This is a genomic window from Thermoanaerobaculia bacterium (genome assembly GCA_018057705.1).
Classification (GTDB): Bacteria; Acidobacteriota; Thermoanaerobaculia; order Multivoradales; family JAGPDF01; genus JAGPDF01.
Genome location: JAGPDF010000003.1, coordinates 99460 through 113576 on the forward strand (window position 1 = coordinate 99460; position 14117 = coordinate 113576).

General features: G+C 68.8%; 11 protein-coding genes and 1 pseudogene. 4 read left to right on the forward strand and 8 right to left on the reverse strand.

Going from position 1 to position 14117, the window contains the following annotated elements; genetic code table 11:
- Positions 1–2: 2 nt before the first annotated feature.
- Complete coding sequence (locus KBI44_01765) at positions 3–569, reverse strand: sigma-70 family RNA polymerase sigma factor (protein ID MBP9143187.1); 567 nt, start codon at positions 567–569, stop codon at positions 3–5.
- Between the two features lie 98 nt (positions 570–667).
- On the opposite strand from KBI44_01765, the gene KBI44_01770 reads away from it, so the two are divergent.
- Together KBI44_01770 and KBI44_01775 are read left to right on the forward strand one after the other, a co-directional pair.
- A complete protein-coding gene (locus KBI44_01770; GenBank protein MBP9143188.1) occupies positions 668–1978 on the forward strand; it encodes a restriction endonuclease in 1311 nt (436 codons plus the stop codon).
- Positions 1979–2175: 197 nt separating this feature from the next.
- Positions 2176–2973 (forward strand): hypothetical protein, encoded by a 798-nt coding sequence (locus KBI44_01775; GenBank protein MBP9143189.1) that lies wholly within the window; start codon positions 2176–2178, stop codon positions 2971–2973.
- A gap of 143 nt (positions 2974–3116) precedes the next feature.
- On the opposite strand, the gene KBI44_01780 is transcribed toward KBI44_01775, so the two are convergent.
- The 4 genes and pseudogenes from KBI44_01780 to KBI44_01795 form a co-directional block, all read right to left on the reverse strand.
- Complete coding sequence (locus KBI44_01780) at positions 3117–3971, reverse strand: trypsin-like serine protease (GenBank protein ID MBP9143190.1); 855 nt, start codon at positions 3969–3971, stop codon at positions 3117–3119.
- A gap of 296 nt (positions 3972–4267) precedes the next feature.
- Positions 4268–4576: a Txe/YoeB family addiction module toxin gene (locus tag KBI44_01785; protein ID MBP9143191.1), complete on the reverse strand. Its 309-nt coding sequence runs from the start codon at positions 4574–4576 to the stop codon at positions 4268–4270.
- Positions 4573–4815 (reverse strand): type II toxin-antitoxin system Phd/YefM family antitoxin, encoded by a 243-nt coding sequence (locus KBI44_01790; GenBank protein ID MBP9143192.1) that lies wholly within the window; start codon positions 4813–4815, stop codon positions 4573–4575. Before KBI44_01790 ends, KBI44_01785 begins: the two co-directional genes overlap by 4 nt.
- A gap of 94 nt (positions 4816–4909) precedes the next feature.
- Positions 4910–7788 (reverse strand): annotated as a pseudogene (locus KBI44_01795) (bifunctional transaldolase/phosoglucose isomerase).
- A 103-nt stretch (positions 7789–7891) separates the two neighbouring features.
- Between KBI44_01795 and KBI44_01800 the strand changes: the two are divergent.
- The gene (locus KBI44_01800; protein ID MBP9143193.1) at positions 7892–8905 is read left to right on the forward strand and encodes a COX15/CtaA family protein; all 1014 of its coding nucleotides are present in this window, start codon (positions 7892–7894) and stop codon (positions 8903–8905) included.
- Here KBI44_01800 and KBI44_01805 read toward each other — a convergent pair.
- From KBI44_01805 to KBI44_01815, 3 genes are all read right to left on the reverse strand, one after another.
- Positions 8902–10137 carry a PLP-dependent aminotransferase family protein gene (locus KBI44_01805; protein ID MBP9143194.1) on the reverse strand — a complete coding sequence of 412 codons (1236 nt, stop codon included), beginning with the start codon at positions 10135–10137 and terminating at the stop codon, positions 8902–8904. The genes KBI44_01800 and KBI44_01805 overlap by 4 nt on opposite strands.
- Before the next feature lie 98 nt (positions 10138–10235).
- Positions 10236–11534, reverse strand: coding sequence for an acetyl-CoA hydrolase/transferase family protein (locus KBI44_01810; protein ID MBP9143195.1), 1299 nt, complete (start codon positions 11532–11534; stop codon positions 10236–10238).
- Positions 11535–11536: 2 nt separating this feature from the next.
- A complete protein-coding gene (locus KBI44_01815) occupies positions 11537–12694 on the reverse strand; it encodes an alanine dehydrogenase (GenBank protein MBP9143196.1) in 1158 nt (385 codons plus the stop codon).
- A 152-nt stretch (positions 12695–12846) separates the two neighbouring features.
- On the opposite strand from KBI44_01815, the gene KBI44_01820 reads away from it, so the two are divergent.
- Positions 12847–14109: an acyl-CoA dehydrogenase family protein gene (locus KBI44_01820; GenBank protein MBP9143197.1), complete on the forward strand. Its 1263-nt coding sequence runs from the start codon at positions 12847–12849 to the stop codon at positions 14107–14109.
- The last annotated feature ends 8 nt before the right edge of the window (positions 14110–14117 follow it).

Below are 14117 nucleotides of genomic sequence, written 5' to 3' on the forward strand. Positions count from 1 at the left end.
GGTCAGGTCCGCTGGGGCGCCTGGAGCTCGCCCAGCTCACGTGCCAGGCGCAGGCTGGCGCGCTTCGTGGCCATGCGGGCGGCGGCGGCTGTGGGGTGCCCGGTGGCGAGCGCCAGCTCCTCGAACGGCAGGCCGAGCTCGATGCGCCCGATGATCAGGTCGCGGTCGGCCTCGGGGAGCTTCACCAGCGCAGCGCGGTACTGACGGCGCTCCTGGGATTCGATCGTGTCGTCGAGTGGGCTGGGGGCGAAGTCCGGACCTTCCGCCAAGGCCCCGTTGCGAACCTCGCCCCGCTCGGCGCGCCGGATCTCGTCCCGCACCCGGTTGCGGATCGCCAGCAGGAGGTAGTTGCGGAGCTTCTCAGGATCGGCGGTGTCGAGCTCTCCGAGCTGACGGAGCACATTCACCAGCGTCTCCTGGACCAGGTCGTCGGTCTCCATGCGCCGTCGCGCCCGCTGGGGGAGCCGTCCCCGCGCGAAGCGCTCGACGAACGGCAAGAGCGAGAGGATCGCCCGCTGCGCCCGCCGCAGATGCTCTCCCGCCCCTCCCCCAGGCCCTTCGAGTTCCATCGCCGGCTCCAATCGGTCCCCCGTGCGGACTCTACGCGAAGGGCACCCATTCCGCCTCAATCTGTTCGATTCGGCGCCGTCGATCGTTCTATTCGTATGTGAGCCATATCGGACCCTTCACGGTCAGCGGCGACTCCCCGGGCCCCCCCTCGTGTGCCCTGGAGCTCCGGCACGACGGGCTGGGCAAGCACCGCCTGATTCGCGGCAGAAGCGAGGAGGTCGTCCGGCGAAAAGCCGAGGTCCAGGCGGCGGACTGGGACGCTCGCTGGCACGTGGTCGAGGGCCGCCGGCGGGAGCAGGCGGCCCGGCTTCACGGCAGGCGCTCCGCGGACGCAAGACGGGCCCTTGCCGCTGCGAGGAGCGACCTCAAGCGACAGGAGCTCGTCCAGGTCGACTCGCTGCTCAAGTTCGCGCTCGCCGTCTACGACCCCGTCGACTGGACGAAGCTCAAGGAGAAGGGCACGTTCGACGAGAAGCGACCCGAGATCGCGCCCCTTCCGGCGCCGGCGGACTCGCGCGAACTACCGCCTGAGCCGCAGGCCACCGACCTTGCCTACCTGCCTGCGCTGGGCATCCTCGACCGCGTCCTCCCCGCTCGCAGGGCGCGAACGATCGCCGGCTGCCGCGCTCGGTTCGAGACCGACCACGCCCGCTGGGCAAAGATCGCGGAAGAGCTCCGGAACGCCGACGCCGAGTCCTCGAGAAAGCACTTCGAGATGGTCGCTCTCCGCACCGAGGCGCATGCATTCAACGTTGCGGCCTGGGAGCTTCGCCGGCGCGACTTCCTGGCGCGGAAGGCGGCGACGAACGACGCCGTGGACGCCATCCGTGCCGCCTATCTTGCGCTCGTCCCGGACGCGGTGGCGGAGTACTGCGATCTCGTCCTTTCGCAGTCGCAGTATCCCGACTGCTTTCCCAGAGAGTTCGACCTCGACTACCACGCCGCCAGGAGTCTCCTGGTGGTGGACAACCTGCTACCCGCTCCGGCCGACCTGCCCACGCTCGAAGCGGTTCACTACGTTTCGAGTCTCGACGATTTCGAGGAGCAGCACATTCCACAGTCTCGAGCCGACGCGCGCTACGATGAAGTCCTCTGCAAGGTCGCGCTGCGCACGGTGCACGAACTGTTCGAGGCCGACCAGGCCGGCGCCCTGCAGACGGTCGTCTGGAACGGCGTCGTCTCTTCCCCGGACCGGGCAGGCGGAAGCTTCACCGCCTGCGTCCTCTCGCTGCGTGCGCACCGCGACGCCTTCAAGACTCTCCACCTCGCCCAGGTCGACCCCAGGAGCTGCCTCGAGGCCTTCGAGTGCGTCGCCGGCGAGAGGCTCCACGAGCTCGACGCCGTGACACCGCTGGTGCCGCTCCGCCCCGCCCCCGGCCGCAAACCGCTGCCGCGGGAGTGCTGGTAGGGGTCCCATTGTCCCTTCGACTCACGAACCCGCGGCTGCCCGCCGCCGGAAAGTGACCGGGGGCCTCCCGGGGTAGCACGACCGGGCAAGTTCGCTTAGACTCGCAGAAATCTGAAGCCGACCGATCCCGTAGTGGTGCGACCCGTCAGGGTCGGATCGTGCTTCCTACAGGCGAACCAACCTCAAGGAGGGTTCTCATGCGCTCACCACGTTTCGCCGCTGTCCTCGCATTCTGCCTCTTCGTCCTTCTGGCCGTCGCCGGCGGTCCGCTCCACGCTCAGGCCTGCACGGTCGCCTCCGGAGCGGCGACCTGGACCATCCCGGCGACGTCCCACTACGATGTAAGCCCGACGTCGAACTTCACGGGCGTGGGCACCGGCGACTATCTGTTCGAGGACGGCTGGTGGTTCCGGGTTTCGGGCGACGCCCAGGAGTTCTTCTTTCCGGCGCCGACCACGACGACCTGCGCCGCCGCCGCGGGAACGATCACCTGGAGCAACGTCTCGGCTCGCGGCTTCGACGCCTCGCTCGCCGTTGCCATCACCTCGCTCGGCGCCGGGTCGGGTGAAGTGATCCAGACGATGACGATCACCAATCTCAGCGATGCCGCGCCGTTGACGATCGACCTCTTCCATTTCGCCGATTTCGACGTCAACGGCACTGCTGGTACGGACACCGCCACCCTCGGGAATCCCAATACGTTCATTCAAGTGGCGGACACCACCGCGGGCACCGCCGAGTACCGCGCGTTCGGTCCGGCCGCGACCTCCTACATGGTGCGCGCGTTTGGCGCGGCGGACGTCGCTGTGCTGCTCGGCGATGCCGACGTCGACAACCTCGACAACACCGGCCTGCCGTTCGCCAGCGGCGACATCACCAGCGCCTTCCAGTGGTCGCTGGTCATTCCTGCGCTAGGTAGCGCTTCGGTCAGCGTCGCCCTGACGGGGAATCAGCCTGCTACTCCGGTCGAGCTGCTGCAGTTCTCGATCGACTGAGATCCGCCTGACTCCCGGGCGCCGCGCCTCCCGCGCGCCCGGGCGCGTTTCACCCTCCGACTCCCCGGCTCACCTCGTCCTTTCCCCCGGCCCCAGGACAGCGGCGAGAGCTCCGGCTCACGCCGCGCGCGGCTCGTGCGCTTTCAGCAGGGCCCGCAGGCGGAACAGAGGTCCTGGCAGCAATCGAGGCGGGAGAGACAGTCTTCGTCGCAGTTGCAGGCGCGTCCAGGCTCGAAGAGGAAGCACTGGCCGAAGCACGAGCTCGTTGCCGGTGCGACGAGCGACCAGTCGAGCTCCGGCGGATCGAATTCGAAGCCGTTGTCGAAAACCGAGTCAGGCCCCGGCGGGACGCAGGTCGAAGCCATCGCCGGGAGAATGAAGGCGGCCAGTTGGTTGTCGGCGCGGGTCGAGAGCGCGAAGGTCTCGCAGTGGTCGTCCGTGCCGGAGGCGATGCCCGCGATCGCCCGTTGCCCCCCTGGTGCGACCAGCACTGGCGAGCCCGAGTCCGCGGCGCAGAAGTTGGCGACGGTGCCGTCCGTGGTGATCACCAGGCTTGTCAGCGTGAGCACGTCCACGCTGGCGAAGCGTTTCACCCCGGCGCCGCCCGCTCCGTCGGAGCCGAGCCCCACGATCGTGACCGACGTCCCGGAGCCGCCGGGGGCGGCGAAGCCGAGTGGCGGCACCGCAGTCGCGCTCGCCAGGGAGACGACGGCGAGATCGAACTCACCCGGTGTCCCGGCCCACTGGGGATGAAGCTCGGCCGCGACGAGGTCGGCCTCGAAATCGGCCGGGCCGGCGATGTCCGGGCCGAGAAAGAAGCGCATGTCGGTGATCGTGCCCGACTCGACGCAATGCGCCGCGGTCAGGATGCAGGCGGGGCCGATGAGGACGCCGCCGCAGAAGAGCGTCGCGCCCTGGATCAGCGCGCCGACCTCGGGGAATTCGGTCGTGGTCGTCCCGCCGACGACCGCCGCCATCGGCGAGGCGAGGAACGCCACCCCGACTGGAAGCCCAACGAGCCAGCGAAGAACTTTGCGCCGAACGTGCATCCCATCCTCCCGCCGCTGTCGCGGCCAGCTGCAGCGTGCTCGATCTGACGCAAGCGCATCACACGCCGCGCTCCGACACAAAGGCCGAAGGAATGAGTTGCTCCCCCACCAAAGCGAGGAGCCCCCTCCTTACTTTGGACAGCGCTCCAAAGGCGAGCGCATTTCAGGATTGGACTTCAGCAGCGGCCTCGATCGGTCCGCAGGCGCCGGACGCTCGTCTGCGGCAAGCGCCGCGAGGGCGCTTGCTACTCGTAGTGCGTCCACATCCGTAGGACGCGGACCGTTCGGAGCTCGGGAAAGACCTCATAGACCAGACGATGCTGAATGTTGATGCGGCGGGAGAACGCGCCGGCGAGATCGCCAACGAGCTTCTCGAAGTGGGGCGGGGACTGGAACGGGTCTTCACGGATCACGGCCAGCAGGTTCTCCGCCCTATCCTTGAGCCCGCTCTGCGAGAGCTTCTTCGCGTCACGAACTGCCTGACGGGTGAACACGACCTCCCAAGCGCCGGGAGGCGGCTCCGCAGCCTTTACTCGCCCGGACCCTGCCTTCACCAGGAGAGCTTCTTCACCGCCTTCGAGAGCGGCTCCGCCATCCCCTCGCGAATCGAGTCGCGCATGCCAGGAATCGAAAGCAGGTAGAGCGTCTCGTCGATCGCGCGCCAGTCGTCCTCCGAGACCAGCACGGCATTGCCCCGCCGCCCGGTAATCGTCACCGGCTCACTCGACTCCGCGACCTCGTCCACCAGCCGATAGAGGTTCTGCCGCGCCTTCGTTGCGGGGATCGTCTTCACACGGGACATCGTACGCATTTCCGTACGCATCGTCAATTTCCACCGCTCGAGCGCTCCGACACCGCTGAATCCGTTCGCCGAGCGGCGCGAGGGATCAGAAGGCGGAGAGAAGTCTTCGCAGGCCTTTCTCGGCGCCCATGGCGAGGTGGATGCGGAGGGTTCGGCGGCCGCGTTCGGTGAGGACCTCGAAGTCGCCTCTCGCCTGGCTGGCGATGACCTGGCCGAAGGTGAGGCGGCGGCCGGGGACGGGCAGGTCGGCGGCCGGTTTGTCGGTGAACTGGCAGAAGAGGCCCGTCGCCGGGCCGCCCTTGTGGGCCTGACCGGTCGAATGCAGGTACCGGGGACCGAAGCCGAGGGTGGTGGCGACGCCGGTGACCTTGCTCACGGCGTTGCGCAGTTCGGCCAGGGCGGCTTCGTTCTCGGCGCTCATCTCGAGAAAGGCGCAGAGTGCCACGTAGTCGCCGGGCCGCGCGCGATCGAGGTGCGCGGCCAGGATGCCGCGCAGCGAACGTTCGTCGGCGGCGAGGAAGAGCGCCGCCGCTTCGTCGGGGTCGGCGAAGAGCTCGACACCGTGCTCGGCGTAGAACGGGGCCTCCGGCGGAAGGGCTCCGCCCTCCTCCACCCGTTGCGTTAGCTTGCGCGCCGCGGCCTTGGCGGCCTCGACGTCCGGCTGATCGAACGGATGGAGGTGCAGGTAGGCGCCGGCCACGGCGGTGGCGAACTCCCAGCGGTAGAACTCGGCGCCGAGCTCCGCCAGATCCGCGCAGTCGATCTCGAGGACCGGCTGACCCGCGAACAGCAGCGTCGCGACCGCGTCTTCCTGCTCGTCGGAGAGCCTGCCGGCGTAGCGCACGACCACGAACAGGCGGTCCTTGCCGTACCAGTTCGGCGGCGCCAGCGGCTCGCCGTCGATCGGCAGGATCATCTGTCCGAGCTTGCCCGTCGACTCGGCGACCAGCTGTTCCAGCCAGGCACCCAGCGCCGCAATCTCCGGCGCGAGGATGAGCGTCAGCTTGTCCCTGCCGGCCTCCGCGGCCACCCCGAGCGCGAGGCCGAGGCTGACGCCGGGGTTCTTCTCCACTTCGGCCTCGCGGCAGGCAGCGGCGAGCTCCGAAGCGCGCTCGAGGTAGCGCGGCAGGTCCAGCCCCAGCAGCGCCGCCGGCACCAGCCCGAACGGCGACAGCGCGGAGAAACGCCCGCCGACCGTCGGCTCCCCCGGCACCAGCGCCAGGAAACGCCTCTCGCGCGCCAACTGGTCGAGCGTCGAGCCGGGATCCGAGATGGCGATGAAGCGCGCCGCGGCGTTTGCCCCCAAGGCCGATTCGAAGTGATCCAGGAAGTAGGCAAGGAGAAGATTGGGCTCGATCGTCGAGCCGGACTTGCTCGCCACCACCACCCAGGTCGTCGCCGGATCGAGGAGGTGCGCGACCGCCCGCACCTGGTCGGGATGCGTCGAGTCGAGGACATGGAGCCGAGGAAAACCACCCCGCAGATCGCCCTCGCCGAACGATCGGCGCAGCACCTCCGCGCCCAGCGAAGAGCCGCCCATGCCGAGCAGGAGGATGTCGCGCACCCCCTTGTGGGAGGCGACCCGCGCCAGCTCGGCATAATCGCCGAGACGCGCCGCTTCGCGCTCGGGTGCATCGAGCCAGCCCAGCCAATAGGCCTCGTCGCGCCCGGTCCAGACCGTGGCATCCCCTTCCCAGATCCGCCCCGTGCGGTCGCCTGCCTTCCATGCGGCTGCGGCGGCGTCGAAGGCGACGCGAAGCTCCGGAGCCAGCCGGGCGATCATCGCGTCACCTGCGACGCCACCGATCCGCTCGCTCCCGTGTCCGTGCGTGCGGCCAGCTCCGCCGTCTTCGCCGCGATCGCGGCGAGGAGCTTGCGGAACGGTTCGACGAACTTCGCCACCCCGTCGGCGAGGAGCTCGTCGGTCGCCGCATCGAGCGCGATCCCCAGCGCGGCGAGCTCCTCCAGCTGCTGGCGCGCCTCGGTCAGGCCGGAGCCGAGCGTCGCCTTCGCCACGCCGTGGTCACGGAAGGCATCGATCGTCTCGGGCGGCATCGTGTTCACGGTGTCGCGCCCGATGAGCTCTTCGACGTAGACGACGTCGCGGTACGCCGGGTTCTTGGCCGAGGTCGAGGCCCAGAGCAGGCGCTGCGGTACGGCGCCCGCTTCGGCGAGGCGTTGCCACCGCGGTGAAGCGAAAAGACCAGTAAATAGAGAATACGCCTGCTTGGCGTTGGCAATGGCAATCTTGCCCTTCAGTGCTTCGAGGCGCATTCGATCGGCCGGCGAAACGAGCGCCGATCTCGCTTCGAGCTGTTTGTCGACCAGCGTATCGATGCGCGAGATGAAGAAGCTCGCCACCGAAGCGACGCGATCCACCGGCAGCCCTCTACCGAGCCTTTCCTCCAGAGCGGCCAGGTACGCCTCGGCGACCAGCGCGTAGGCATCCTTGGCGAAGAGGAGCGTGATATTGACGTTGATTCCCTCGGCGAGGAGCGTCCGAATCACCGGCAGACAGGTTCGAGTTCCCGGGACTTTGATCATCAGGTTGGCGCGGTCGACCTCTTTCCACAACCGTCGCGCCTCGGCAAGGGTTCCGGCGGGATCCTCGGCGAGCTCGGGCGAGACCTCGAGGCTGACGTAGCCGTCCTGGCAGTGCGTCCGGCGGTAGACCGCGGCGAGGAGGTCGGCGGCCCGGCGGATGTCGGCCACCGCGACCTCTTCGTAGATCGCTTCCGCCTGGCGCTCGCCGCGCGCCACGATCGCCTGGATCTGGGCGTCGTATTCGCGGCCGTGGGCGATCGCCTTCTCGAAGATCGCCGGATTCGAGGTCATGCCGCGCAGGTCGTCGTCCTGGATCAACCGCTCGACCGTGCCGTCCTCGAGCCAGCTCCTGCGGATGAAGTCGAGCCAGACCGACTGGCCGAGGCCGGCGAGCGCGTGGAGCGGGTTGCCTGCGGTCATGGTGAGTCTCCGGGAAAGTCCGTTCGGCGAGCCGGTCCTGGCGGGAGCCGGGGCGTGCGGTCGAAGCGGGACAGGAAGAGAATAGCGCGATACATTTGCCGCGATGAAGAGCCGTCTCCCAATCTCGCCCTCCAGCCCTTCGGAAGGCCTCTCTTTCGCTCGGTTCGCCTGGTTCGTCCTCGCCCTGAACCTCGCCGTCATCGTCTGGGGCGGCTTCGTTCGCGCCAGCGGCTCCGGCGCCGGCTGCGGAGCGCACTGGCCGCTTTGCAACGGCGTCGTCGTGCCGCAGGATCCGAAGATCGAGACCCTGATCGAGCTCGGGCACCGGCTGACCAGCGGCCTGGCACTCATCGCCGTCGTGGCGCTCGGCGTGCGCGCCCTGCGGCGCTACTCGAAGAAGTCCCTGGAAGAACGCTCGATGCGCCGGCTGGCCTGGTTGGCGATCCTGTTCATCTTCGGCGAGGCGGCGCTCGGAGCCGGTCTCGTGCTGCTCGAGTACGTCGGCCAGAACAGCTCGGGAGCGCGAGCGGTCTGGATGGCGGGACATCTGGTCAACACCTTCCTGCTGATCGCGATCCTGGCTCTGCTCGCCGAGCGATCCAGCAGTGGAGCCACCGACGAGAAGCTTCCAGTAAATGGGGTGCCCGTCGGCGCGACCGCGGGCCTTCCGCCGCGCTGGCTGAACTTTCTTTCCTTTACTGCGCTTCTTTTCACCGCCGTGACCGGCGCCATTGCCGCGCTTGGCGATACCCTCTTCCCGGCGACTTCGCTCGCCGAGGGCTTCGCTCAGGATCTCTCTCCGACCGCACATTTCCTGATTCAGCTGCGCGTCCTGCATCCGCTGGTGGCGATCGGGGCGGGAGTTCTCTGGATCCACCTGGCGCAGCGGATACGTGCAGCGGCCCCGGCAGGCGCTCGCGCCGGCTTCTGGGCGAGGTGGACGATTGCGTTCGTGCTGGCTCAGTTCGCGGTCGGGCTGCTGACGCTCGCGCTTCTCGCCCCTGTGGCGATGCAGCTTCTGCACCTCCTGGGTGCCGACCTGGTCTGGATCGCCGGCGTGCTGCTGGTCGACTCGACTCGACGGGGATCGCCAGCGGGATTCGCGCCGGCCTCCTAGGCTCCGATGGCGCCGGCCACGACCTCGCTCAGACGGCGGATTCCGACCTCGATCATCTCTGGCGTGCAGTAGGAGAAATTGAGACGCATCGAGCGCTCGCCCCGGCCGTCGGCGCTGGGGCCCGGGAAGAACGCCGACCCCGGCACGAAAACCACCTTCGACTTCACCGCCTCCTGCAGGATCGCCTGGGCACCGACCTTCTCGAGATCGCCGGCGGGCAGAGTCAGCCAGAGGAAGAGACCGCCCTCGGGGCGCGTCCACTCCACACCCTCCGGCATGTAGCGCTGCAGCGCGTCGAGCATCGCGTCGCGGCGGAGTCGGTAGAAATCACGCAGCACCCGTACGTGCTGATCGAGAAAACCACCACGCGCCGTCTCGTAGGCGACCATCTGGTTGAAGGTCGAGGTGTGCAGGTCAGCGCCCTGCTTGATCTGCACCAGACGGCCGATGACGTCGGTCGGGGCGACGACCCAGGCGATGCGCAGTCCCGGAGCGAGCGTCTTCGAGAGGCTCGAAAGGTAGATCACGCCACCGCGGAACCGGCCGCCCGCAGCCGCCTTGCCCGATCGTTCGCCGTGATACTCCGAGTCGATCTCGACCAGCGGGGGCTGGTGCTCTCCTTCGTAGCGCAGCTGGCCGTAAGGATCGTCCTCGAGAATCGGCACGCCGTAGTGACTGGCGAGCTCGACGACCCGGTTGCGCCGCGCCTCCGGCAGCGTCGTTCCGGCGGGATTGTGGAAATTGGGCAGCACGTAGAGGAACTTCGGGCCCGAGCGCAGCTCCTCCTCGAGCCTGTCCACCCGCAGACCCTCGCCGTCGAGCGGCACCGTGAGATAGCGCGCCTCGTAGGAGTTGAACGCCTGCAGGGCGCCGACGTAGGTCGGTGCTTCCACCAGCAGCCGGTCGCCGGAGTTGATCAGGAGCTTGCCGATGAGGTCGAGCGCCTGCTGCGAGCCCGAGGTGATGAGGACGTTCGCCGGAGTCACCCGGATGCCGTAGCGCTCCATGTGCCGCACGAGCAGCTCGCGCAGCGGCAGGTAGCCCTCGGTCGCGGAGTACTGCAGCGCCTGGTTCCCCTGCTCGGCGAGGACCTTCCGGCAGGCGGCGGCGACCTCCTGAACCGGGAACATCTGGGGCGCCGGCATCCCGCCGGCGAAGGAGATCACTTCCGGATCCTGGGTGTACTTCAGGAGCTCGCGGATGATCGAGCTGGTAAGCCCTTCGGTGCGCATCGCGAAGCGATCGCTCCAGGGCGTGTCGACGTATCCGTTGCTGCCGTTCGAGGTTGCAGGGGCCGCCAGGGCGGCCTCGGTCGTCGCAGTGATGGGCGTCACAGAAGCCTCCTCTTCCTGGCCGCATCTCGCAACTCTTCGCGGAAGTCGGGATGGGCGATCGAGATCAGCGCCTGCGCACGCTCGCGCAGGCACTTGCCGAACAGGCTGGCGATGCCGAACTCGGTCGCGACGTAGTGGACGTCGGCGCGCGAAGTGACGACGCCCGCGCCTTCGGCCAGGACGTCGACGATGCGCGAAACCGAGCCCTTCTGCGCCGTCGACGGCAACGCGATGATCGGTTTGCCGCCTTTCGAGCGCGCCGCGCCGCGGACGAAGTCGACCTGACCGCCGAAACCGGAGTAGATCCGCCTGCCGATCGAGTCGGACGAGACCTGGCCGGTGAGGTCGACCGCGATCGCCGAGTTGATCGCCACCATCTTGTCGTTCCTGGCGATGATCGTCGGGTCGTTGACGTAATCGCTGGGGTGGAACTCGACGAAAGGGTTGTTGTGCAGGAAGTCGAAGCTCTTCTTCGTGCCGAGAAGGAACGAGGCGATGATCTTGCCGCGGTGCAGCGTCTTCGCCTCGTTGGTGATGACGCCCTGCTCGAAGAGATCGATCAACCCGTCGGAGAACATCTCGGTGTGGATGCCGAGGTTGCGCTTCTGGGTGAGAAAGAGCAGCACGGCGTCCGGGATCTCGCCAATCCCCATCTGCAGGGTGGCGCCGTCCTCGATGAGCTCGGCGATGTGCGAACCGATGGCGCGCGACACCTCGCTCGGGCTTCCGGGCACCGGAAGCTCGACCGGCAGGCGGTCGATCTCGACGACCCGGGAGAGCTTCGAGACGTGGATGAAGCTGTCGCCCAGCGAACGCGGCATTTGGCGGTTGACGAGCGCGATCACCGTCGTCGCGCGCTCCGCCGCCGCCTTCGTGCACTCGACGCCGACGCCGTAGGAGCAGAACCCGTGATCGTCCGGCGGCGAGACGTGGATGAGCGCGACGTCGACCGGCTGGAGCCCCGAGTAGATGAGCCGCGGGATCTCCGAGAGAAAGATCGGCACGTAGTCGGCGCGGCCGTCGGCGACCGCGTCGCGGACGTTGGCGCCGGTGAAGACCGCCCGGTGGCGGAAGGAGCGCGCATGCTCGGGCGCAGCGTATTCCGCCTTGCCGAGGACCATGAGGTGCGTCACTTCGACCCCTTCGAGCTCGGCGGCGCGCGCCGTCATGGCGTGGGTGAGCTCGAGCGGCGAGTTGCAGCCGGCGTGCACCCAGACGTGGTCTCCCGAACGAATGACCTTCACCGCCTCGTCGGCGGACATCACCTTGCTGCGAAAAGCCTCGTTCCACTGCATCGTCAGTTTTCCTTCCCGCCGGTAGCAGCGGCCCCCGGCGTCCAGGGCGGTCCAAGAGTCAGCGCGAGGCCGTGAACTCGCGCGAGGGACGGATGCACGCAGGCGCCCTCGTGGAGGTAGACACCGCGCGCCAGGCGCGGATGATCGAGAGCCGCCGCCTCGATGCCATCGCGCGCCACAGCCGACAGGTAGGGCAGCTGAACACTGGTCAGCGCCAGCGTCGCCGAACGCGCCGCCACCGATGGCAGGTTCGGAACGCAGAAATGGACGATCCCGTCGACCGTGTAGGTCGGGTCGGGGAAGGAGGTCGGCCGCGAAGTCTCGAAGCAGCCGCCCATGTCGATCGAGAGGTCGAGGATCACGCTCTGCGGCCGCATGAGCGCCAGCATCTCGCGGCGCACGAGCAGGGGAGCGCGCTGTCCGTGCACTGCGGCGGCGGCGAGCACGACGTCGGCGAAGGCGATGGCCTTCTCGATGTTGGGCGGCGTCGAGAGCATGGTGGTCAGGCCCGGTCCGAGCGCCTCGCGGGCGCGGCGCAGCGGTTCGACCGCGACGTCGAGCATCGAAACCTGGGCGCCCAGACCCATGGCGGCGCGAGCTGCGCTGATACCGAGGACGCCGGCGCCGAGCACGACGAAGTGCGCCGGCGGGACGCCGGGCGCACCGCCGAGCAGGATGCCGCGCCCGCCCTGCCCCCGACCCGTATTGAGCAGCGCCCCGGCACCGAAGACCACGGCCAGTCCGCCGGCGATCTCCGACATCGAGGTGAGAATCGGCGCGTTGCCCTCGGAATCCTCGATCGCTTCGAGACCGACGGCGGTGACACCGCTCGTGAGGAGCTGCCCGATGTCCTCCGGGCGCGCCGCCGGGAGGCCCCAGAAAGCGAAGACGATCTGACCGGAGGGCAGGAGCCGGAACTCCTCGGCCCGCGGTGGATGGACGCAGGAGAGCAACTCGGGCCGCAGAAGTATCTCCATTCGGTCGAAGACGACGCGCGCGCCCGCGGCCTCGTAGAGACTGTCGGCGTGGCCGGCTTCGGCTCCGGCGCCGCTCTCGACGTACAGTTCGTGCCCCTCCTGAACCAGGGTGCGCACTCCGGACGGCGTGAGCGCGACCCGGCGCTCGTGGGCGTGGGTCTCCTTGGGTACTCCGATCCGCATCGCCGGTCTCCTTTCGAACCCGAACTCCGACAGTCGAAAGATACCCCCCAAGAGGCCGCCTTCCACCGTCCGGCGGGGTGGCGACACGGGACTCCGAAATCCCCCCTTTCCGCCTCCCGTACCCCTCCCCGACTGCGCCATACTCGCAAGCCATGGACTTCCGCCTGTCGCCCCGCGCCGAGAGCCTGCTGCAGCGCCTGCGTACTTTTCTTTCCGAGGAGGTCGAGCCGGTCGAGGCGGAGATCCTCGCGACCCGCGCCGGGAACTGCGCCGGGAACGCCGCCGGAGCCGACTGGCGGCTGTGGCGGGACTCTCCGCTCGTCGAGGGGCTAAAGGACCGGGCGCGCGCCGCCGGGCTCTGGAACCTCTTCCTCGCCGACCCGACGCTCGGCGCCGGCCTCTCCACCCTCGACTACGCCCCGCTTGCCGAGGCGATGGGCTGGAGCGCGCTCGCGCCCGAGCTCTTCAACTGCAACGCCCCCGACAGCGGCAACATGGAGGTGCTGCTCCACCATGGAACGGCAGCGCAGAAGGAGCGCTGGCTTCGGCCGCTGCTTTCGGGGGAGATCCGGTCCGCCTTCTGCATGAGCGAGCCCGGCGTCGCCTCCAGTGACCCGACGAACCTTGCCGCGACCATCGCTTTCGAGGGCGAGGAGCTGGTGCTCGACGGCCACAAGTGGTGGGCCACGGGCCTCGGCCATCCACGGTGCGAGCTCGGCCTCTTCGTCGGCGTCTCGAATCCGGCGGCCGATCGCCACCACCGGCACAGTCTCGCTCTCGTCCCCCTGGCGACGCCCGGCGTCCGGATCCTCCGCATGCTCCCCTGCTTCGGTGACTACGATCCGCCCGCCGGCCATGGCGAGCTCGTGTTCGACCGCGTGCGGGTGCCGCGCTCCGCCCTCGTCGGCGAACCCGGACAGGGCTTCGCGATCGCTCAGGGACGGCTCGGACCGGGACGTGTTCACCACTGCATGCGCGCCATCGGCGCCGCGGAGCGGGCGTTGTCGCTGATGGTGCGCCGCAGTCGCGAGCGGACCGCTTTCGGGAAGCCGCTCGCCGACCTCGGCGGCAACCGCGAGCGCCTCGCCGACCTGCGGATCGCGATCGACGGCGCGCGCCTCCAGGTCCTGCACGCCGCGTGGAAGATGGACCAGGAGGGCGGCGCGGGCCGGGCCCGGGGCGAGATCTCGGCGATCAAGATCGTCGTCCCAGCGATGCTGCAGAAGGTCGCGGACGAAGCGATCCAGCTCTTCGGCGGCGCCGGACTGACCAGCGATCTGCCGCTCACCGCCTGCTTCGCAATGGCGCGGGCCCTGCGCATTGCCGACGGCCCGGACGCGGTCCACCGCGAGCTGATCGCCCGGCTCGAGCTGCGCAAGTACGAGCCGCCGGTGGCGCCCGCGGCGCAGAGCTGAGGCGGTCC

What these genes read in the sequence shown, in the direction of transcription:
- KBI44_01765 (MBP9143187.1), bottom strand. Translation starts at nt 569, where the DNA reads ATGGAACTCGAAGGGCCTGGGGGAGGGGCGGGAGAGCATCTGCGGCGG.
- KBI44_01775 (MBP9143189.1), top strand. Translation starts at nt 2,176, where the DNA reads ATGCGCTCACCACGTTTCGCCGCTGTCCTCGCATTCTGCCTCTTCGTC.
- KBI44_01810 (MBP9143195.1), bottom strand. Translation starts at nt 11,534, where the DNA reads ATGCAGTGGAACGAGGCTTTTCGCAGCAAGGTGATGTCCGCCGACGAG.
- KBI44_01805 (MBP9143194.1), bottom strand. Translation starts at nt 10,137, where the DNA reads ATGCGCACCGAAGGGCTTACCAGCTCGATCATCCGCGAGCTCCTGAAG.
- KBI44_01800 (MBP9143193.1), top strand. Translation starts at nt 7,892, where the DNA reads ATGAAGAGCCGTCTCCCAATCTCGCCCTCCAGCCCTTCGGAAGGCCTC.
- KBI44_01820 (MBP9143197.1), top strand. Translation starts at nt 12,847, where the DNA reads ATGGACTTCCGCCTGTCGCCCCGCGCCGAGAGCCTGCTGCAGCGCCTG.
- KBI44_01815 (MBP9143196.1), bottom strand. Translation starts at nt 12,694, where the DNA reads ATGCGGATCGGAGTACCCAAGGAGACCCACGCCCACGAGCGCCGGGTC.